Origin of the sequence: Rhizobium fabae, assembly GCF_003985135.1 — a bacterium.
In the GTDB taxonomy this organism is placed as follows: domain Bacteria; phylum Pseudomonadota; class Alphaproteobacteria; order Rhizobiales; family Rhizobiaceae; genus Rhizobium; species Rhizobium pisi.
The window spans coordinates 18,399-39,290 of the sequence record NZ_ML133656.1; the positions used below are offsets into that span (position 1 = coordinate 18,399).

The following is a 20,892-nucleotide window of genomic DNA, read 5'->3' on the forward strand; positions in this document are numbered from 1 at the left end:
ACCCATGTTGACGGATGAAGAACGCCGCGGCGCGGCGCAGGCGTTGCTGGGCGCCGAGGAAAGCCGGGTGCCGATCCCGCAGCTCAGCAAGACCTATCCACACATCGAAATCGAGGATGCGTATCGCATTCAGGATCTTTGGGCGGAGGGCAGGATTGCTAAGGGCGCGCGCGTCGCGGGCCACAAGATCGGCCTGACGTCGCGCGCCATGCAGATGGCATCGAAGATGACCGAGCCGGATTATGGGCGCATCCTTGATGATGCCCTGTTCAACGATGGCGCCCAGATCAGGGCCGACCTCTTCATCAAGCCGCGCCTCGAAGTGGAGCTTGCCTTCATCATGGGTGAGGATCTCAAAGGCCCGACCACCCGCATCTACGACGTTATGCGCGCCACCGAATTCATCGTGCCGGCGCTCGAAATCATCGACTATCGGACCGAAGTTCCGCGCGCGATCACTGATACCATAGCGGATAACGCGGCCTTCGGCGCCATCGTCGTCGGCGGTCGCGTGATACGTCCGATGGATGTCGACATCCGGTGGATCGGGGCGACGCTCTCCAAGAATGGGATCATCGAGGAGTCCGGCGTTTCGGCGGCCGTCATGGGACATCCCGCGGCAGGAATCGCCTGGCTCGTCAACAAGCTCCATGCGGTTGGCGGCAAACTGGAGAAGGGGCAGATCGTGCTGGCGGGCTCTTTTACCCGCCCGGTCGACATTGCTGCTGGCGACGTCATCCACGCCGATTATGGCCCGATCGGTGCTATCGGCGTCGCTTTTGTATAGGTGAAAACATGAATCTTCCGGAAAATCGCTTCAAGCGGGCGCTTCGCGAAAACAAGCAGCAGATAGGTCTCTGGTGCAGCCTGCCGGGCAGCTATGCCGCGGAGATCGTGGCGCCTTCGGGCTTCGACTGGCTGCTGTTCGACACCGAACACTCGCCGGGTGATGTGCTGACAGTCTTGCCGCAATTGCAGGCGGTCGCGGCCTACGACGTCTCGGCGATCGTGCGGCCTGCCAGCAACGACGCGGTATTGATCAAGCGGCACCTCGATATCGGCGCGCAGACGCTGCTCATTCCCTACGTGCAGAACCGGGAGGAAGCGGAAGCTGCGGTTTCTGCCATGCGCTATCCGCCGACCGGCATCCGCGGCGTGTCGGGGCTGACGCGGGCGACACGTTTTGGGCGTATCGCGAGCTATGCCAGGCGGGCAGAAGAAGAACTTTGTCTTTTGGTGCAGCTGGAAACCCGCTCGGCACTCGAGGCATTGGAAGACATTGCACAGGTTGATGGTGTCGATGGCGTCTTCATCGGCCCCGCGGATCTAGCAGCCAGCCTTGGACATCCGGGAGAGCCCGGCCATCCTGAGGTCGTGGCTGCCGTCGAGGACGCAATCAGCCGCCTTGCGGCTCTCAGCAAACCCGCAGGCATCCTGACGCCGGACACAGCCTTTGCTGCCCGCTGCATCGAACTTGGAACGACTTTTACTGCGGTCGGCATCGATGTCGGCCTTCTCGCCCGCGGGACCGAGACGCTCGCGGCCAAGTTCAAGCAACGCTGACCAGCAGGAATGCGCTATTCGGTAGAGGATCGAAAACATGACCGACGAAATTGCACGTTCGCGCGCCGCGCTGATACCGAAGGGCTACCTGCGTGCGGCGGTCAACCTTGCCAACATCGCCTTGGTGGGCGTCGATCCGGCAACGGGAAAATTTGAAGGCGTCAGCGTTGAACTGGCCCGCGACCTTTCAAGGCGCCTTGGTTGTCGCGTTGAATTTGTCACTTATCCCTCGGCCGCCAAAATTCTGGAAAAGGTCGATCACGACGAGTGGGACGTCGCCTTCCTCGCCGCCGACCCGGCACGTGAAGACAGGCTCTTGTTCTCGCCGGCCTACGCTCTGATCGAAGGTACGCTTGTCGTCCGGGAGGGAAGTCCGTACCGCTCCTTTGCTGATATCGATTCGGACGGCGTAAAAATCTGCGTCACACGAAACGCTGCATATGATCTCTATTTAGCGCGGCGTCTCGCTCACGCCAAAATCGTTCATGCTTCAACGCCAGCGGAAGCGCTCGACCTTTTTGTGAACGGCAATCATGACGCATCTGCTGGTATAAAGCAGGCTCTCGAGCGCTTTATCGGCGAGCATGAAGGGTTTCGTGTCTTGCTGGAACCATTCCTCATTATCAGGCAAACGATCGCTGTCAGTCGTTCCCACCCGGCTGCGGGTCTCCTGGTGCTCGAATTCGTCGAAGACGCTCTCCAGCACGGCTTCTCGGAAAACGTCGTTCGCGAAGCGCAAAGCAATGGCATTACCTTGCGGAAATGAGCCTCCAAAATCTCTGTCGATCGCGGGGCCACAGCAATGGCATGCCGGCGATCCACCTGTTCCATCTATGCGCCTTTCGCATGGGTGGGGTGAGGGATTGTCGCTGTTTTAAACCGATTTAAACGCCTATGTTGCGGTCATCGAAACGACGCCGGAACTAAACAAGGTTGCTGACGTCACATAGCCCTCAGGAAGGGGATTATCATGAACATAGCACGCTCTTTCAACAACTGGCGCAAGTTCCATCAGACCGTCACCGAACTCGGCCGCATGTCCGGCCGCGAACTGCAGGACCTCGGCATCGACCGAGCCGACATCCGCAGCGTTGCCCGCGCATCGGTCGCGCGCTAACCGTACGGCATTTTGTCTAAGAGTTCTCAACGCCCGCTGAAGACGCGGGCGTTTCTGCGTCGAAATCCAACGTATGAGTCGATTGGATCTTTGTTCTCTTCGTCAGCCTTTCCGACTTTTGGTCACCGTCTTGCCGCCGATGCCCCGCGCCTCGCAGTAGCGCCAAACCTTCTCTGCGAGCGGCTTCAGCTCCGCCGTCGCTCCTTCGAGATCATTGATATCCTCTGCGAAAGTGTCTTCTGCGCCGACCGATTTGCGGATGCGGTCGGGTCTGACCTGGCGCTCGTCAATTCCACGGGCGATGCCATAGAAATACGGACCGGACTTGCCGAAATGCTCCTTTAGGAAGGCGAGCGACTTCGATTTCAGATCGAGCGCGGTCTCGATCCCATATTTGCGCATGCGCTCGGCGGTCGCTGGCCCGACCCCGTGGAATTTCCTGACAGGCAGTGTTTCGACAAAGCCAGGCCCATGTCCCCTTGGGAATGCCAATCTCCAACAGCAATTTCCCTAGCCCATTTGTGGGGTTTCGCACGGGACGTCAGCCGCGCGATATGGACCGCCCGGCGAGGAGCGGAGCGCACGCGGCGAGTCGATGGGATATGAACTCGGTGAAAAGCCGCACGCGCTTCGTCTTGCGTGTCTCCCCCTGCGTGAGAAGCCAAATCGTCGCAGGTGATTTCAGATCGATGCCCGGAACTCGCGCCAGCAGGTGATCGGCATCTCCGACGAAACAGGGTAATTTGGTCATGCCGATCCCTTGCCTTGCCGCAGCGATCTGCGCGTCGGCGTCCGGCGTCCTGAACGGAACCCCTGTGGCGCGAACCTCCCCTTCGTCGACCCAGGCCGGAACAGCCTGACCGCCGATGACGATGGGCCGGATTGGATCCGGCGAACCCGCACGCCAAGCGGCCAGTCTATCGCGGGACATATAAACGCCCGCGAGCAAATCCGGACCTTTCAGACCATGAAGATTGAGCGGCAGGGTCTTGCGATCGGAGACCATCCGGATCGCCACATCGGCCTCCCGGTTGGTCAGATTCACGACCTCGCCGGTCGATACGATCTCCATCTCGATGTCCGGATGCAGACGCGCAAAATCTGCGATATCCGGCATGAGCAGGTGTGTCGCAAGGAACGGGGGCAGCGTCACCCGCAGAAGCCCGCGTACGCTCTGATCGCGCCCGAAGACGCGCGTCTCCAGTTGGTGCGACGAGGCTTCCATCTGGTTCGCGAACTCGAGAACCTCCTCGCCCGCGGCCGTCAGGCGGTAACCCGAAGGCAGCTTTTCGAACATCTGCGCCCCGAGGTGCGCCTCGAGCTGAGCGATGCGTCGCAGCACGGTCGAGTGGTTGACTCCCAGGCTCTTGGCGGCAGCCCGCACTGAGCCGCCACGAGCGGCTGCAAGAAAGTAGCGAACGTCATCCCAGTCGATCATGGTCCATTCCCGCGCCGCATGGGGCGGCTTGCGAAGACCAGTCTACCCTACTGGGCAGGATTGCGCATGATCGTCGCTGCGTTCGATCACGTAAGTGGATCGTTTACGCACCACGGATGCGCGCGATTGCGCACTCACCGCCTGGTGCCCGCGAACCCATATCGAGGCTGTCGGAGGATGTCTCCGAAAAGCGATGACCCGAGACGCGACACAAGGAATGCATGACATGACCAGATTGAATGGAAAGACCGCTGTGATCACGGGCGGCGCCACGGGTATCGGCCTCGCTGCCGCAAAGCGCTTCATCGAGGAGGGTGCCTTCGTCTTCATCTACGGCCGTCGGCAGGTCCACGCGCGCGGAAATAGCTGGGGTCAACTGATCTTCAAGGACCTGGTCAAGTTCGACTGATGAACACGACGTGCCAACCGGCAGGGCTACGATGCACGGATCGGATCGAGCACGATGCGATCGGCGCCAAATGGAGAAATTCCCATGAGCATTGAGAAGAACATCCAGACCGTGAAGGACTTCTTCGCCGCGATCGGCCGCGGCGACAGGGATGGCCTGCTGGCACTGGTCGCCGATGACATCGAGTGGATCATCCCCGGCAAAGACTGGCCGCTGGCCGGAACGCACCGCGGACACGCGGGGCTAAAGGATTTGCTTGAGACGGCATCCAAGTCGATTGAAACGTCCACGGAACCCCGGGAGTTCGTGGCGCAAGGAGACCGGGTCCTCGTGCTCGGCTTCGCGAGGGGAAGGATCAAAGCCACGAACAAGACGTTCGAGGACGACTGGATCTTCGCCATCACCGTCCGGGACGGCAGACTGACCAACATCCGGGAATACGTCGACACACAAGCATTGGCGCGCGCCGCGCAGATGGGCGCGGCCGGGCCTGCATAGCACTGTTCGGCCATCGGTTCGGTGTAGATGATAGATCAGAGAAAATCGCCCCATTGTACGCCGCGCGCTCGTCTAGTGCCCAACCGCAAAGGAGATTCCGATGTACGACCAATCCATACTATCCGAGTTGATCCGGTTCGCACGTGTAGATGCGGGCTCCACTGTCATTGACGTCTACCCAGGCGACGGTGATTGGACGCGCCTGTTCTCCGACATGGTCGGACCCGAAGGTCGAGTCACAAGCTTCGTGCCGGCCGAAGTCGCCGACTTCAAGAACGATCCGGTTGGCCGCATGCGGACGCTCGCGAAGGAGCCGGGCCGAGAGAATGTCGAAGCCGTCTCGGCGGACCTCGTCGCGATACTGCAGGCCACGGAGCCAGCGGACGTCCTGTGGCTGCACCTGTTCTACCACGATCTCCACACCGCGCTGATGCAGGCCAGGGGCGCGACGGCGGCCGACTTCAATCGAGCGGTCTACGAGCGGCTGAAGCCCGGTGGGTTCTACGTCATCGTCGATCACGCCGCCGCCGCCGGAGCCGGCACAGGTGATGCCCAGTCATTGCATCGCATCGACCCCGCCTCCGTGCGCGAGGAGGTGGAGACGGCCGGCTTCGTACTGGATGCGGAAAGCACAATGCTCGCAAACAACGACGATCCGCACGCGATCAAGGTGTTCGATCCCTCGATCAAGGGCCAGACCGATCGCTTCGCATATCGGTTCGTGAAGCCCTGACAAAGGCCGGCGCGCCAACCTCAAGTCGACCACCCAAGGATGCCAGGATACTGCTCAACTGCGCCAGTCTGCAGCAACGCCAGCTTTCGGAACTCGCTGGAGAGCCTGCATTGCTGAGGAAGATCTTTTGCCCCAATTGCTCGTACGGGCAGACCCCGCCCCGCTTCAATACTCTCTTTGCCAGTATCGAAGGGCCCACATGCCCCCGAAATAGTAATGGCGTTATGAAAAGCTCACGGCAAATATGCTTATCAGAATTCTTCCGCCAGGGATGATGCAACGTGCTTCGACTGTGTATGATCAGGCATGGAAAGATCACTGCCAAAACAACAAGTGTACGACCGAGGCGAATCTGAGCAGACCGGAGGTTATCAGTCATAATCCCGTCTTCACAACGGCCCATGACATCATTCAAAACTCAAATTATTAGTTTGTTAAACTGTGGAAGCGCGGGAGGCTCGCATGGACGGGCGGGAAATCGAGAAGGCGTTTTACCCGAACTTCAACATGATCAGGCTCGTTGCAGCTTCCATGGTGATCTTCTCGCATGCCTTTCTTATCTCGGAAAAGACCTCGGCGAACGAGCCCTTCCGGCGTTTGCTCGGCCAGGGCACCCTTGGCATCTTCGGGGTCTATGCGTTCTTCATCACGAGCGGCTTCCTCGTCACACAGAGCGCGCAGTTCGGCAGCGCGGGCGGTTTTCTCTGGCGGCGGGCGCTGAGAATATATCCGGCGTTTGCGGTCTGCACGCTGCTGAGCGTCTATGTCTTGGGTGCCTTGTTCAGCCCGTTGGGCATCAGCGGTTACTTGCTCAAGTCGCTTCATGTGAAGACGACACTGCATTCGCTGTTCGACCCGAACTTCGGCATGACTCTGCCGCACGTGCAGTTTTATGATCCCGCAATCTCCTGGCTCGCCACCTTCGTCAACGGCTCTCTTTGGACGATCGGGCAGGAAATCTTCTGCTACCTCATCATCGCGGGATTAATGGCAATCGGGCTTCTGCGAGCCCAGCTTATGGCACTTGTCCTCGCCGTGGGCGTGACCTGGCAGCTTTTCTTCGATCATCCGTGGCCAAACATACGGTTCCTGACAGACTTCACTTTTATCGCTCCCTACTTCTGCTGCGGTTCGCTTCTCTGGATCGTGATGGAAAAGCGACAGCCTAATATTGTCCTGGCATTGATCTTTGTGGTGCTCGGTGTGCTCTGCCTCGTTATCTGGCCCAACTACTTTTACCGCCCTATGTTGTTTGCCTATCCGCTTATCTACATCGCGACCTCGCCGGTAATACGCCTGCCGACTCTCGAACGGGTAGGCGACGTCTCCTACGGCACCTATCTCTATGGATGGCCAGTGGAGCAGGTGATGAACCATGCCCTCGGCCAGTACAGCACGTGGTGGGCGGTCTTTGCCCTTTCTCTGCCGGCATCGTGGTTGCTCGGGTGGCTTTCGTGGCATCTCCTGGAAAAGCGTGCGCTGCGGTTGAAGCGGATCGCACTCCTCCGGTGACAGCCCATCAGTCCTTGAGAAAAGCTGGCTTCGACCCACACATCCCAGCGACTGCGAGACGGAAAAATTCCATAAATTCTATTTATGCCAGCGGCATTTAAATAAAGGGATCAAGGGTCGATTCCCTTCAAGGCGGCTATCTTGGATATTGCTCCACAGTCGATAATATCATATATGTAGGTATGTTCCTACATCGAGGTATTCTACGAGGTATTCTATGAGCATCACAAGTTTGTCTAGCCGGGAGTTGAACCACGACGTCAGCAAGGCAAAGAAGGCTGCCAAAAGAGGTCCTGTAGTTATTACAGATCGCGGGAAGCCGTCCCATGTGTTGATGACATACAGCGAATTCGTCCGCCTGACCGGCAAGCGCCGGAATCTCGTCGATGCTCTTTCAATGCCTGGTTTGTCGACGATTGAATTCGATCCACCGAGAGCCGAAATTGCACCTCGCAAGGTCGATTTGTCTTGAAGTACCTGTTGGATACCAACGTCCTCTCCGAGTTGCGCAAAGTTGGAGACGGTAAAGCAGATGCCAATGTGACGAAGTGGGTCGGTGCGCAAGATTCCAATGACTTGTTCATTTCCGCAATTACGATCCTGGAAATTGAGCGCGGGATATTAACCATCCAGCGTCGCGACGCTGCCCAGGGCTCTCGCTTACGGGGATGGATGGATAGCCGTGTTCGCCCTGAATTCGCCGAGCGAGTTCTGCCAATCGATGATGCGATAGCGACGCGTTGTGCCCACTTACATATTCCAGACCGCCGCAACGAGGCTGATGCTTTGATTGCCGCTACCGCGCTGGTTCACGGCTTAACTGTAGTCACGCGTAATGTTCAGGATTTCGACGATACCGGCGTGATCATAGTCGACCCCTGGCAAGACTGAAATCGGGTGCGGGCACCCGCTAGCGATGTCTATTTAGACTCCCCAGGCCACTCTGCAGTTCATGTCCTTCCAACTGCGCCAGACGTCGAATGACAGGATCTCAGGTTCAGCTCCGGTCGAGAGCCTCACGGCCGTTATCCCAGCGCATCCCTCGGGACACTGGTGGCCGAACCACTGATGAAGTTGGCGATACCAGCCCGGACAAGGTCTATCGCGCCTTCATCGAGGCCGACGCGCTTGCCAAATGGCTTCCGCCGAACGGCTTTCTCTGCACCGTGCATCATCTGGAGCCGGCCGTCGGCGGTACCTTCAGAATGTCGTCCCGCAACTTCACGACAGGTAACAGCCACGCCTTCGGCGGCGAATTTCTCGATCTCGTCCCTGGCGAACGCGTTCGCCCCCACCGCTCGTCAGGATCGAGCTCTGCGACTTCTGCGTCTCTCGGAACGAATTGCTGAATAAATTTACCATCGCAAGAAAATCGTCTTTCATTTCACAGTATATGTGTTAACACTTTATTAGGGATGGGGAGTATTCCGGCTATTGTTTAAGAAAAGTTGGCATCGTTGCCGATATTACCGGCGCGGCCGCGTGTTCACGCGTGTCATGCTGGTTTGATAATCTTGAATTAGCGCCGGATTACTTGTTTTGTGTTATGGGGGTATTTTGATGGGTACGCAAAGCACCGGCGGCGGCAGCACGACTTCTTTCTCCAATACGCCGCAGGCGAAGGATGACTCTTACATCTGGACAGAAGACCAACTGCTCAGTCTCCAGCTTTACAATGCGGCCACCAAAACCATAACCCTCGACGTCATGTCGAATGATCTTGGCGGGAATGCCAAATCCCTCTTTTCGGTCGACGACGGTGATGGCAATCCAATTACCGCCGACTACGAGCTTCTTGCGAAAGACGTCGGAGCGAACGGGGCATCTGCCTGGGAGAAGACCCTGCTCAGCAATTGGGTCAGGATCAATAATGGAAAGATCGAATACCGTCTTAGTGATGGAAGCGGCATCGTCGGCTCGGGCGCGGATATCAATACGCTGTCTGCCGGTGAAATCCTCAAAGATAGTTTCGTCTACGCGATACGGCTCGGCAATGGCACGCTGAGCGAGGCAAATGTCTCCATCTCGCTCACCGGCGCCAACGATGCGGCTTCGATCGTCGTCGATGCGACGGTCACCGACGATCGGGCGACGGTCGAGGCGGGTGCGGCCGGCAGCGGCGATGCGAATGCCTCCGGCAAGCTGACGGTCAGCGATGTCGACGACGGCGAGGCGGCATTTGCCGTCCCGGCCTCCCTCAACGGCATCTATGGCAGCTTCACCTTCAATGCCGCCACCGGCAGCTGGACCTATGCGCTCGACAACAGCCGGGCCGCGACGCAGGCGCTCAACCAGGGCGACGCCGTCAGCGATACGCTGAGCGTCAGCTCGCTCGACGGCACGGCCAGCCACAACATCGTCGTCGCCATCACCGGCGCCAACGATGCGGCTTCGATCGTCGTCGATGCGACGGTCACCGACGATCGGGCGACGGTCGAGGCGGGTGCGGCCGGCAGCGGCGATGCGAATGCCTCCGGCAAGCTGACGGTCAGCGATGTCGACGACGGCGAGGCGGCATTTGCCGTCCCGGCCTCCCTCAACGGCATCTATGGCAGCTTCACCTTCAATGCCGCCACCGGCAGCTGGACCTATGCGCTCGACAACAGCCGGGCCGCGACGCAGGCGCTCAACCAGGGCGACGCCGTCAGCGATACGCTGAGCGTCAGCTCGCTCGACGGCACGGCCAGCCACAACATCGTCGTCGCCATCACCGGCGCCGATGATGGTCCCGCTAGGCAGGCGCCGACCGACATTAAGCTGACGCCTGTCGTTCCGCCGGATAGCGTCAACTTCAATAGTTTTGAGTTCAGTGGTTTGCTGTCGGCGACTGATCCCGACACAGGTGGGTTCAGCTTCAGCATTGCCTCGCAGTCGAATCCGGGCTTATTTTCGATTGCCGGCAACACGCTTCATTCGGATGCGCTATCGACGAATGGTACATTTTCAGTGACGGTAGCGGCAACGCAGACCGGTGATCCTATAGGCCCGGCCTTCGAAAAGACCGAGACGTTCACGATTATCACCGGTGGCAATGGCAACTCAGTGGACAATCCGACCGGTGGAACGGGCGACGACGTTCTCTACGGCGGTGGCGGTAACGATACGATGTTCGGGCTCGGAGGTGACGACACTCTTTTCGGCCAAGACGGCAACGACACCCTAAACGGTGGTGCTGGCAACAACACCCTGACCGGCGGCGTGGGAAATGACACCTTCTTTTTGCAAAAGTTTGCCACCACCACGAACCATATGACTGACTTCAACGCTGGGACGAATAGCACAACCGTGGACAGGTTCCAGTTGGACGTCGGAGGCGGCACGTTCGAGTTCGCCGTCGGCAACAACAATACAAGCGTGGACAATGTGAAGGTGGGAAACAACGGCACGATCAATGTTGCCGGAACCGAGGTTGCCGTCAAAACGGACGTGAGCGTCACGAACGCAACCGTCCAGAGCACCATCAATAGTTACAGCAACATAACCACAGGGGCATTGTTCGTGTTCCACAATACGGATCTCGGCCATGCGGCGGTCTACTACGATCAGAACCCAAGTTCAGCCGGCGGCGCGGTGCTGGTCGCTGAATTCGACAACATCACAACCCTCGGCGGGCTTTCAAACTTCAACTCGGGCGACTTCTTGTTTAGCTGAGGCGAGCTGTGATCACGACCAGCATTCACCGCAGACGCAGCCCAATGAAGACCTCGCCTGCGGCGTCAATGACAGGATCCATCGGCGGCGCGGACAGGCGTCTTCCGACAGCAGCGAAATTCTGCGCCCATTCCCGTACTCGGGCCTGACGGGGAGGTCCCGGAGTTTGTGCGCCCAGCGCGCTGGGCGCGACGAATTCATCGGTGGATAGCATCAGGTCACACGCGTTCAATTGCTGCCGTCCGGGACGCGATCGAATTGCTCAATATCTTCAATCCGAATTTCCGGTCGAGGTCTGACGCATTCCGGGCCAGGCCGTGAGTGCGATGTCGATCAGACGCTTCAGCAGAGCATTGCAGGCGCCGTCGCAGGCTTGGGCGGACATGCCCTGGATGATCGCGCCGTAGAAGCGCGCGAGCGTGTCGGTATCGGTTTCCGCCGGCAATTCGCCTTCGGTGATTGCCCGATCGAAGCGGCTCTTGAGAACTTGCATCGACGCCTCGCGCAGTGCCGCCGTCATCCGGGCGACCGATGCATTTTCTTCCGCATGCTGGAGGACCGCCGTCGAGACCAAGCATCCCCGCGGCTTGTCAGGCTGGGTATCGCCATCGGCTATATCGTAGAGGTAGCGGCTCAGGGCTTCGTAAACCGGAAGATTGGATTGCAGGATTTCCGACCGGCGACTGTTTTCACGGGCAATGCTGAAGTCGAGCGCCTGACGGTACAATTCTTCCTTGGAGCCGAAAGTCGAATAGAGCGTCGGCGGATTGATCCCCATGGCCTTCGTTAGGTCGGCGGTCGAGGTTCCTTCATAGCCGCGTTCCCAGAACAGGCGTGCGGCGATGTCGAGCCCGACGTCGCGATCGAGCACGCGTGGTCTGCCTCGTTTGCGGACTGGCTCATCCATTAAAATAGTGATCCCTATTAAAATATTGACAGACTTTCTTTCACTCTTATTATAGGGGTCACTATTTAATTTATCAACGGAGTGATGCATGTCCCATAGACTCGCAAACAAGACAGCCCTAATCACCGGAAGCTCGCGCGGTATCGGCCGAGCCGCAGCCCTGGCTTTCGCGAAAGAAGGTGCCGCGCTGATCGGCGTGCATTACACCGCCAATTCGGATGCGGCCAATGCCACTGTCCGCGACATCGAAACGCTCGGCGTCAAGGCTGTAGCCGTGAAGGCCGATCTGCGGCAGGGCAAGGACTCTGCCGACAGCCTTTGGGCGCAATTCAGCGAAGCTGCCCGCACCGAGTCGGGTTCGCCCGCTCTCGACATTCTGGTGAACAATGCCGGCATTGCGCCCGCGATACCCTTGAAGCAGACGAGCGAAGCCGCGTTCGACGAGGTGATGACGATTAACTACAAGGCGCCGTTCTTCCTGATCCAGGCAGTCGCCGACCACATTCGCGACAACGGCCGCATCATCAATGTCTCGACAGGGTTTACGCGGATCGCGGCCCCGTCGCATCCGGCCTATGCAGCCTCGAAGGGGGCGCTGGAGACGTTGACACTGGCGCTGGCACCAGAATTTGCGGTTCGCGGGATTACGGTCAATGCCGTGCTGCCGGGTGTGACGGAGACGGATATGAATGCAGAGTGGCTGGCGTCACCCGACGCGCGCGCCGGCGCCGAAGCACTCTCAGTCTTTTCCCGTGTCGGCCGGGCGGAAGACGTTGCCGACGTCATCGCTTTCCTTGCATCGAACGATGCGCGCTGGACGACCGGCCAGATGATCGATGCAACAGGTGGTGCTCGGATCTGATCTATCCGAGGCTCCGCTATGCAAGCCGTCAAACCAAGCGGCATAGGGCGTATTCTTGACGAAATTGACCGCGCTCGCTGAGCGCGATCTTGGCTTCGTCCACCGGCTCGCAAGGACGGCAGGCGTCCTGTCAGCTCGGCGGTCGTGAGCGTGCAGATCGGCGCGGCGTCCTCGACCATGGCCCCGCGCGGAGCGGGCCCGTGCGTTTCTGCGCAGAGAACCACATTTGAAAATCGACTGAACTGACTACGCCCTCATTTCGGTCAAAAGGCCGTCATCGCGCCTGCTAGCAAGTAGATATCGCCCCGGCGCTGTCCCGCTTTCCGTGCGCCAGTTATGGACATCTGGAAAGCGGGAGGCTGTCCAACTAGCGGTTGGGACGGCTTCCATCCAGCAGGGAAATTACCCGCGCGGCTTTTCTTTGACGTGTCCAAGGGTGCTCGCTCGACCAGCTAATGCCCCACAGGCGGAAGCCCAAGCCGCAGCATCATACCCCAGCGCAGTTCTCAACCAAGCGAGCGTCATCCGCTTTGTAGCTTCAAGCCCGTCTGGTGCCTCGATCTCGGTCTCCTTGGCATCGAGTCCTGCGATGCCGCCCAACCCATGGCCAACGCCATGAAGGGTGAGCAGAGCTCGCGCGCCTGGCCCGTCGTGATACGCATCGGCGTGCCATTCAGGACCACGCGGTGTAAAGTGCGGATTATCATCTGCCCCGCATACGACAAGGCTCTGCGTCGATAGGTGGGCAAAATCGAGATCGAAGAACGGAAAGCGCGCTGCATTCTCTGCCGTGAGATCCGTCCCACCCCGGCCCGGAGCCGTAAGTAGGATCCCTGCCGAGATTCGGGGATCGCAGAACGCCTCTCCATTAAGACGCGCGCCCAAGAGTAGGCTCACAGTGTGGCCACCAAAGGAATGCCCTGCAGCAGCGATGCGTCCATGGTCAAGCCGACCCGCTACCGCCGGTGCTTGCTCCTCGATATCGAGCAGCAGGTCGATAACCGCCCGCACCTCGGCAACGCGCTCTCGCCAAAAGAACGGCGCGCCCTCTGCATCTGCCGAAAGTCCACCGACGCGAGAACTCGCGTGCGTCGGTTGAATGACGGCGAACCCACGCTCCGCCCAGAACTGCACCAAGGGAGCGTAACCATCCTTCGACGGAATATAGTAGGAAGGTCCAAAGCCATGCGACAGGATGACGATCGGCAGTTTGCTGCCGATCGTCGGTGCGGTCAAACGCAGTTCCAAAGGTTGCCGCCCGGCAAGATCTAGACGAATCGGTGAGTAGGCGACGGTTAGCATCGCCTTCGGGGTCGGTATGTAGCTCGCAAAATTGATCAGGTTGTTGGTCGTCATTTGTGCCTCCTGCTAAGAGCGCCAAAATGGACGGGATCGGTCGGACGTTCTATGCTTGCAAATCCGCATCTATTTAGCGAACGTCCATTATGTCTGATCCGCTCGCCGAAATTGTCTCGCTCCTCAAACCCGCTCCTTCGATCGCCAAGCTGGTAACGGCGGGCGGGACGTGGCTCGTGGAGCGCCGAGATCTTGGGAGCCCGTTTTATTGTGCGATCGTGGAAGGACACTGTCTGCTTACGATCAATGACCGAGTACCGATCAGGCTCGCAGCAGGAGATTTCGTTCTGGTCCCGCAAATCCATACCCTTACCATGAGCAGTCTTATGCCTCCGCCGCGAGGTACCCTGCCGCAGCGGCTGGAGACGAGTCCCGGGGTTTTCCGCCTGGGCAATCCGGAAGCGGCTGCCGAGGTTACCGCCATGGTGGGTCATTGCACCTTCACGGGCAACGACAAGCAGTTGCTGAGCTCGCTGCTGCCGGGCATCGTTCATGTACAGGATGGGAGCAGTCTCACCGATCTAGTTCGGATGATCCATGCGGAGACGGTCAGTATGCTCGCGGCGCGAGACATGATCCTAACCAGGCTGCTGGAGGTGCTGTTCATAGCCGCGTTGCGTAGCGCGGGCAACACTACGACATCCCCCGGATTACTGCGCGGTCTCGCTGACAGTCGACTGGCGCCTGCCCTGCGACGCATCCATCGTGATCCGGCGGGCGAGGTCTCCGTCGAAATGCTGGCCGAGGCGACTGGTATGTCACGCTCAGCGTTTTTCGACCGCTTCCGGCAGCAGATGGGAGTGCGGCCCATGGAATATGTGACGAACTGGCGCATGGCCCTGGCAAAGGATATGCTGCGTCGCAGAGAGGCGCCGCTTGTCGAGATTGCTGCGAGGGTCGGCTATGCCTCCGCCAGTGCCTTCAATGTCGCGTTCGCCCGATATGTGGGAATGACACCCGGTGCCTTTGCGCGGAGCTGCTGAAAAACCTGGCGACCGACCGCTGGCACCGCGGCTAATTGAAAATTCCGTAAAGAGTCCGAAATGTGAACGCGACAGAAATATTTGGCCAGTGCCGGACTCAAGCCTCCGCAAGCGTCATTTTTCGCGAGGCTGCATCAGCATTGAGCCTGCGGAGACACGTTTGCCTTCGCGCTTATCCATAATCGCTTCGTACAGGGCCACAGCGGCATTGCGCACCTCGCCCTGCATACTGAAGTCCTCGTCAAAATCGGCATGGCTTTCGGCGTAATTCTTCCAATGGCCACCATAGCGGTCAATCTCTGCAAGCGCGCTGGCAGATTCGAGTTCCATCCACCTGTGCCAGTCAGCAAGGGATCGGCTAGGTTCCCGGTACAATCAGATAACTATGCCTATGTGGATGAGAATAAAGAATCCCCGTCATGGCGGGGATCAAGAAAGGGGGTGTTTTCTAGGCATAACGCGTCATGGCGTTACAAAGATACTTTGTGAAGCCTTTGTATCTTGTCAATAAATAATACTTTTTTGAGTTCTGTGTCCACAATTTGTTTTGCAATTAAAGGGTTCATTATTTGATTTCGCTCGAAAATACAAATTGAGCAGTGTTTCGATTAATAGTTTGTATTATTCGGCGGGCCGCTCAGCGAGCACTTGCTAAACCCCAAGCATTGAAATCTCCTGTGCGTTGGGCGGCCGCCACCTCAAACTCCACCGCCTCCCCCCGCTCCATCGCCTCTTCCTCGTTGCGACCGCCGGCCACGCTAACAGTTACGGCATCGCTGTCATCACCAGCCAAGTCGACTATCCAGCCGATCTTCTCGCGGCAGGTTTTGGTATGTATCAGAAGCACCGTGATCTTCCTGTCAGCCGCGCTTCCTGCCCCTGACGCCAGCGCGTATGGCAAAACTCCGCACCCCCTAACGGGATCGTTGGAGACAATCGAAGCAAACACTAACCGATCAGGTGTGGAAAAGGGAACAAAACACGAATATCTACTGGCCCGCGCGCAGGCAGTCGCGTATAGACGGAGACCCACGCACGAGGTTCCGAATTGACCTATCGCTTTCTGCATACTGCGGACGTGCATCTCGACTCGCCGTTGAAGACGCTTGCGTTGCGCAATCCCGAGCTGTCCGAAGTGATAGGATTGGCGACGCGGCGCGCGTTCGTCCGGATCATAGACCTCTGTCTCGAAGAACAGGTTGATGCGCTCGTACTCGCTGGCGATCTCTACGATGGCGATCAGACTTCGATGAAAACGGCGCGATTTCTGGCCGAGCAGCTTCGCCGGCTGCACGAGGCCGGGATCAAAAGCTTTATCATCCGCGGCAACCATGACGCCTTGTCGAGGATCACGACCGAGCTGGTGATGCCTGATAGCGTGAAAGTTTTCGGTGCGACCGCCGAAACGGTGGCCATTGATCGCGCGCCAGGGCATTTTCCTGTGGTCATTCACGGGCTCAGCTTCGCCAAGCCACATGCGCCGGAAAGCCTGCTGGTACGCTATCAACCGCCGGTGCCAGATACGGTCAACATCGGGATAATGCATACGAGCCTTGGCGGCTCCGAGAAACACGACTTGTACGCCCCGTGCAGTGTCACCGATCTCCAACGAAGCGGTTTCCGATACTGGGCGTTGGGACACATACATAAGCGGTCAATCGTTGAAGGCGCTTTGTCGGCCGTTGTCATGCCGGGAATTCCCCAGGGCCGCGACATTAACGAGGACGGTCCGAAGTCCGTTTCACTAGTGACGATACGCGACGATAAGTCAGTCGTCGTCGAAGAGCGGCAGACAAGCGTCGCGCAGTTCGAGCGGCTCGAGGTAGATGTGTCGGGTGCGTCGGACTGGAAGGAAATGATCGGCACGATCTTCAAAAAAATGGAGGATCTGCGATCGGTCGTGGAGGCCGACCATCTCGTCACCCGCCTGGAGATTACCGGATCGAATGAGCTGGCCTGGCGTGTTCGTCGCGATCTCGATCTTGTCCGGACCGAGATGGAAACCCGCGGCGCGGTGATTGGAAACGTCTGGATCGACAAGGTCCATACGTCATGCGTACCGCCTAGCCGCTCCGAAAACAGGTCGGGAGCGCTTGAGGAACTCGTGACGATAATCGACAAGGAAGTGAAGGATTCGACCGACTACCAGCAGGACGTCCGAGCGATCGCGGACGAACTGCGTGGTCAGCTTCCTCCGGAACTGCGGGACATCTTCGGAGCCGACGAGATATCCTTCCAGCGGATATTGAGAAGCTTCGCCCGAGAGGGATCGTCCGATGTCGTTGCGCGTCTTCGCGGCGGCGAGGGGGAATAGATGAGGATCAATCGCCTCGATCTCACGCGCTACGGCAAGTTCACCGACGGCGTCATCAACTTCGGACCTCGGCCTGCGGATGGGCCCGATCTCCACATAATCTACGGCCCTAACGAGGCAGGCAAGTCGACGACGTTCGACGCCATCCTGGACTTGATCTTCGGCATTCCCAGCTCCAGCAAATATGGATTCCTACATCCCTATCCGACGATGCGGATCGGCGCCAATATGCATGTCGGCGGTCTGGACCACGAGTTTGTCCGCATTAAACGACCTCAGAACAGTCTGCTCGACGACGAGGAGCGGACATTACCGGACGCACTTGTTAGGGCCGACCTCGGGGGCATCGACCGCGACGCCTTCACCACAATGTTCTCTCTCGACGACGAGACGCTGGAGAAGGGCGGAGAGGGAATTCTCGCCAGCAAAGGCGATCTCGGCCAACTGTTATTCTCTGCCAGCGCAGGCCTTTCTGACCTTGGCCGGCAACTGGTTGCGATCCGTGGCGAGGCCGACAGCTTCTATCGGTATCGCGCTCGCAGCGGCGTCCTCGGCGATCTGAAGGCGAAGCTCCAGGAACTAAAGCAGCAACGCGAAGCGTTGGATCTGCAGGCCAGCGACCATCACAAACTCGTTGAAGAAAGGGACCGGATGGGCCGCCTCTACGAGGAGGCCGTTGGCGATAGGGCCGCGACCCACAAACGGATCAACGAGATAAGGCGCATTCTCCAAGTTTTGCTTCCCATGAACCGGTTGGCGGGACTGAAGGAAAGCCTTCGGCTCATGGAGGTCGTACCGGAGCCGCCGGAATCCTGGCGGGAGGAGCTTTCCACTCTTCGGACCAAGGAAATCGAACATCGGGTCAAGCTGCAGGCCGTACTCCGCTCCATCGGATCGATCGAAGAGGAGGCCACTGAGATCAAGCCGGATCCGGTCGCTCTGCGCTTGGCCTCAAGCATGGACGAGCTGGCTGAACTGAAGGCCCGGTTCCTGACTGCTGAGAAGGATATACCCAAGCTTTCCGCCCGCGCAGCCGATCTTTCTGTTGAAAGCATACTTTTACAGTTAGGACGGTCCGGGGAAGCGTCCCCCACCAGGCTCGTCCTCGATGCCGCGACCGTCGGCACGCTTCGGGAGCTGATCGGTTCGAGATCCGGTGTCGATGCCCAGAGAGCCGCTGCGGCCCACGAGGTCGCCAAGGCGGAGCGAGCGCTCTCAGCCGGTTGCGACGAGGCTTTGGAAGCGAATTCACCCCTTTCATCCCAAAGGGTCAGGGCATTCGAGCTGCTAGCGGCGACGGTCAAGGCTGTTCCACGTTCTGACGAGGAGATTCCGCTGCGCTCACTGGCGCGGCGTCGCGACGCTGCCTCCTTGACGTTGTCGGGAGCGTTGGCGCGGCTTCTTCCGTGGCGTGGCACCGTTGTTGACCTGAGCCTAATGGCAGGTCCTTCGCCGATCAGGTTGGAAGACTGGAAGAATGCCTTCAGGCAGAGCGAAGAAAAGGTAAGAACCTCCCGCGCTGATCTCGATCGGCTAGAGCCCGAGGTCCGAAGATTGGAGTCGGAGATTGCGGCGGTCCGCGAGCAGGCGGGCGAAATCGACGAAGCCAGTATCTCCGCCAGCCGTGGCCTTCGCGAAAGCGCGTGGACGACACATCGGCAGACGATGGACGCCGCCTCTGCGGATGCGTTTGAAGCTGCCATGAGGGCGGACGACCATCTTGGATCGAAGCGGCTTTTGCACGCTGCGGAGATCAGCAAGTTGAACGAGCTTCTGCTGCGGCGCGCATCGACCGCCTCGGATGTTCAATCCGCCGAGGAACACCACCGGCGCGCTCTCGGCGAACTCGATCGTATCAGATCTGAGGTCGCCGACGTGGTACGCGAACTCGCGCCGGGCGCCCGGCTTGATCGAAGCCACCCGGCCGAGCTCGAAGACTGGCTTTCGAAGCGGGACGAGGCCCTCAAGGCCAAAGAAGGTCTGGCAAGCATCGAACAGGAAATCGCCGACGTGCGCGATCGGGTTGATCGATCCCGGCTCGTTCTTATGAATGCGATGACCACTGCTGGATTATCCTTCCATCGGGACGCAGACATTGCAGCGCTATTGTCGGTTGCAGACGAGGCGCTGGATGCCCACGGGGCCGCCCTCGGCCGTGTTCAGGAGATGGAGCGGCTTCGCAAAGAACGCCTGGAGCGCCAGCGTGCCCTTGACGACGCCGAGCGTGACGTAGCCGCTTGGAATTCACAATGGGCGGCAGTCTGCGAGACGTGCTGGCTCGGTGAACTTGCATCCGTGCCGGGTCCCAGCGCCGCAAACGAGATACTTGCGGCGCTTGAGAAGCTCGCCTCCGCGATCGAGACCAAGGAGGGGCTCACAGACCGCGTCCAGAAGATGGAGAAGGATAGGGCAGCGTTCGAGGCAATGGTTCTCGAATTATGTCAGAAGCTTGGAATCGCCCCGGATAGATCCCTCAGTGAACTTGCTCAGGCTGTCGTCGACAAGGTGACCGATGCTGGCCTGAATAAGCAGCGCCGGGAGAAACTCGACGGCGAGCTGGACGGCAAACGAAAGGAGCACCACGATCTCAAGCTAGCACAGGAGCTTCTCGATGCGCAGGCCCAGCAAATGATCGCATTCTTCGGCGTTGTCGATTTGAAGGATGTCAATGCACGCATGGATCTTGCTGCGCGGCGCCGAGAGTTAGTGAATTCTATCTGCGAGCTGGAGAACGAAATCGTGCAGAGTGTCGGCGCACGCGACTTGTCCGAAGTGGAGGTCATGGCCGTTTCGGCTGATAGGACTGAACTCGAAGCGGAACTCGCCGGACTGACGCCGTTGTTGCAGGATCAGGACAAGAGGTGCAGTGAAATCTTTCACGCTCGCTCGAAATCGCAGGATTCTCTCGATGCCGTTGGAGGCGACTCGAAGGTCGCTGAAATTGAAGAGCGCAGACGAACGACGCTGCTTGAAATAGAGGATGGTGCAAAGCGGTACATGGAGCTCCGCGCAGGCGTCGTCGCCGCAGACCACGGCTTGAAGCTTTACAGAGACCGTCACCGCAGCGGCATGATGTCAAGGGCGTCCGCTGCGTTTCGGACAATCAGCCGAGGAGCCTATCGGGAGGTGGCCGCGCAACCCGGCAAGGACGGCGAAATTTTGATCGCCGTTTCCACATCCGGTGGATCCAAAGCAGCCCACGAATTGTCGAAGGGAGCCCGCTTCCAGTTGTACCTGGCACTTCGTGTCGCCGGCTATCACGAGCTGGTGGGGAACCACGCGCCGATCCCGTTCATCGCCGACGATATTATGGAGACTTTCGACGACTTTCGAGCCGAAGAGGCGTTTAGGTTGTTCTCAGAGATGGCCCGACACGGACAGGTGATCTATCTGACTCATCACAGACATCTTATCGACATAGCTCGAAACGTCGCCCCGAGCGCCCGGCTGCATGATCTGGAAGCGCTAACCTCGACGGGACGGATCGACGTCGTTGCCGCGGAATAGTCGCGTTACAATCCCTGAGCCCTTCGGCAACTTGCATGGCTC

General features: G+C 58.9%; 19 protein-coding genes and 3 pseudogenes. 16 read left to right on the plus strand and 6 right to left on the minus strand.

The window, feature by feature from the left end:
• The first annotated feature begins 4 nt into the window (after positions 1-4).
• From hpaH to EFB14_RS23300, 4 genes are all read left to right on the plus strand, one after another.
• Positions 5-787 carry a 2-oxo-hept-4-ene-1,7-dioate hydratase gene (gene hpaH, locus EFB14_RS23285; protein WP_125850339.1) on the plus strand — a complete coding sequence of 261 codons (783 nt, stop codon included), beginning with the start codon at positions 5-7 and terminating at the stop codon, positions 785-787.
• A gap of 8 nt (positions 788-795) precedes the next feature.
• Positions 796-1,563: a 4-hydroxy-2-oxoheptanedioate aldolase gene (gene hpaI, locus EFB14_RS23290; protein ID WP_125850337.1), complete on the plus strand. Its 768-nt coding sequence runs from the start codon at positions 796-798 to the stop codon at positions 1,561-1,563.
• A gap of 37 nt (positions 1,564-1,600) precedes the next feature.
• Entirely contained in the window at positions 1,601-2,329 is a 729-nt protein-coding gene (locus tag EFB14_RS23295) for a transporter substrate-binding domain-containing protein (RefSeq protein WP_126829060.1), read from the plus strand.
• A 204-nt stretch (positions 2,330-2,533) separates the two neighbouring features.
• Positions 2,534-2,680 carry a DUF1127 domain-containing protein gene (locus tag EFB14_RS23300; protein ID WP_125850333.1) on the plus strand — a complete coding sequence of 49 codons (147 nt, stop codon included), beginning with the start codon at positions 2,534-2,536 and terminating at the stop codon, positions 2,678-2,680.
• Between the two features lie 120 nt (positions 2,681-2,800).
• Here the strand turns inward: EFB14_RS23300 and EFB14_RS23305 are convergent.
• Together EFB14_RS23305 and EFB14_RS23310 are read right to left on the minus strand one after the other, a co-directional pair.
• A pseudogene (locus EFB14_RS23305) lies at positions 2,801-3,154 on the minus strand (DinB/UmuC family translesion DNA polymerase); the annotation flags it as partial.
• 67 nt (positions 3,155-3,221) lie between these two features.
• Positions 3,222-4,118, minus strand: a complete 897-nt coding sequence (locus tag EFB14_RS23310) for a LysR family transcriptional regulator (protein WP_126829061.1) — start codon at positions 4,116-4,118, stop codon at positions 3,222-3,224.
• Between the two features lie 226 nt (positions 4,119-4,344).
• Here EFB14_RS23310 and EFB14_RS23315 point away from each other — a divergent pair.
• The 8 genes and pseudogenes from EFB14_RS23315 to EFB14_RS23350 form a co-directional block, all read left to right on the plus strand.
• Positions 4,345-4,464 (plus strand): annotated as a pseudogene (locus EFB14_RS23315) (SDR family NAD(P)-dependent oxidoreductase); the annotation flags it as partial.
• Positions 4,465-4,611: 147 nt separating this feature from the next.
• The gene (locus tag EFB14_RS23320) at positions 4,612-5,025 is read left to right on the plus strand and encodes a nuclear transport factor 2 family protein (protein WP_126829062.1); all 414 of its coding nucleotides are present in this window, start codon (positions 4,612-4,614) and stop codon (positions 5,023-5,025) included.
• A 100-nt stretch (positions 5,026-5,125) separates the two neighbouring features.
• On the plus strand, positions 5,126-5,758 hold the full coding sequence (locus EFB14_RS23325; RefSeq protein WP_126829063.1) for a class I SAM-dependent methyltransferase: 633 nt from the start codon (positions 5,126-5,128) through the stop codon (positions 5,756-5,758).
• Positions 5,759-6,220: 462 nt separating this feature from the next.
• The gene (locus EFB14_RS23330; RefSeq protein WP_125850321.1) at positions 6,221-7,270 is read left to right on the plus strand and encodes an acyltransferase family protein; all 1,050 of its coding nucleotides are present in this window, start codon (positions 6,221-6,223) and stop codon (positions 7,268-7,270) included.
• Between the two features lie 217 nt (positions 7,271-7,487).
• Positions 7,488-7,742: a type II toxin-antitoxin system Phd/YefM family antitoxin gene (locus EFB14_RS23335; protein WP_125850319.1), complete on the plus strand. Its 255-nt coding sequence runs from the start codon at positions 7,488-7,490 to the stop codon at positions 7,740-7,742.
• Positions 7,739-8,161: a type II toxin-antitoxin system VapC family toxin gene (locus EFB14_RS23340; RefSeq protein WP_125850317.1), complete on the plus strand. Its 423-nt coding sequence runs from the start codon at positions 7,739-7,741 to the stop codon at positions 8,159-8,161. Before EFB14_RS23335 ends, EFB14_RS23340 begins: the two co-directional genes overlap by 4 nt.
• Before the next feature lie 146 nt (positions 8,162-8,307).
• Positions 8,308-8,559: pseudogene (locus tag EFB14_RS23345) on the plus strand (SRPBCC domain-containing protein); the annotation flags it as partial.
• Positions 8,560-8,830: 271 nt separating this feature from the next.
• Entirely contained in the window at positions 8,831-10,921 is a 2,091-nt protein-coding gene (locus tag EFB14_RS23350; RefSeq protein ID WP_126829064.1) for a VCBS domain-containing protein, read from the plus strand.
• Positions 10,922-11,192: 271 nt separating this feature from the next.
• Here EFB14_RS23350 and EFB14_RS23355 read toward each other — a convergent pair whose 3' ends face one another.
• A complete protein-coding gene (locus EFB14_RS23355) occupies positions 11,193-11,828 on the minus strand; it encodes a TetR/AcrR family transcriptional regulator (RefSeq protein WP_125850313.1) in 636 nt (211 codons plus the stop codon).
• Between the two features lie 88 nt (positions 11,829-11,916).
• Between EFB14_RS23355 and EFB14_RS23360 the strand changes: the two genes are divergently transcribed.
• Positions 11,917-12,690 (plus strand): SDR family oxidoreductase, encoded by a 774-nt coding sequence (locus EFB14_RS23360; protein ID WP_126829065.1) that lies wholly within the window; start codon positions 11,917-11,919, stop codon positions 12,688-12,690.
• Between the two features lie 402 nt (positions 12,691-13,092).
• Here EFB14_RS23360 and EFB14_RS23365 read toward each other — a convergent pair whose 3' ends face one another.
• On the minus strand, positions 13,093-14,046 hold the full coding sequence (locus tag EFB14_RS23365) for an alpha/beta hydrolase family protein (RefSeq protein WP_126829066.1): 954 nt from the start codon (positions 14,044-14,046) through the stop codon (positions 13,093-13,095).
• 89 nt (positions 14,047-14,135) lie between these two features.
• On the opposite strand from EFB14_RS23365, the gene EFB14_RS23370 reads away from it, so the two are divergent.
• Entirely contained in the window at positions 14,136-15,029 is an 894-nt protein-coding gene (locus EFB14_RS23370) for an AraC family transcriptional regulator (protein ID WP_126829067.1), read from the plus strand.
• Between the two features lie 114 nt (positions 15,030-15,143).
• Here EFB14_RS23370 and EFB14_RS23375 read toward each other — a convergent pair whose 3' ends face one another.
• Together EFB14_RS23375 and EFB14_RS23380 are read right to left on the minus strand one after the other, a co-directional pair.
• The gene (locus EFB14_RS23375) at positions 15,144-15,359 is read right to left on the minus strand and encodes a hypothetical protein (RefSeq protein WP_125850304.1); all 216 of its coding nucleotides are present in this window, start codon (positions 15,357-15,359) and stop codon (positions 15,144-15,146) included.
• 307 nt (positions 15,360-15,666) lie between these two features.
• Positions 15,667-15,876 carry a hypothetical protein gene (locus EFB14_RS23380; protein WP_126829068.1) on the minus strand — a complete coding sequence of 70 codons (210 nt, stop codon included), beginning with the start codon at positions 15,874-15,876 and terminating at the stop codon, positions 15,667-15,669.
• A 201-nt stretch (positions 15,877-16,077) separates the two neighbouring features.
• On the opposite strand from EFB14_RS23380, the gene EFB14_RS23385 reads away from it, so the two are divergent.
• Both EFB14_RS23385 and EFB14_RS23390 read left to right on the plus strand, forming a co-directional pair.
• On the plus strand, positions 16,078-17,343 hold the full coding sequence (locus EFB14_RS23385; RefSeq protein WP_126829069.1) for a metallophosphoesterase family protein: 1,266 nt from the start codon (positions 16,078-16,080) through the stop codon (positions 17,341-17,343).
• Positions 17,344-20,850, plus strand: a complete 3,507-nt coding sequence (locus tag EFB14_RS23390) for an ATP-binding protein (protein WP_126829070.1) — start codon at positions 17,344-17,346, stop codon at positions 20,848-20,850.
• Positions 20,851-20,892 lie beyond the last annotated feature (42 nt).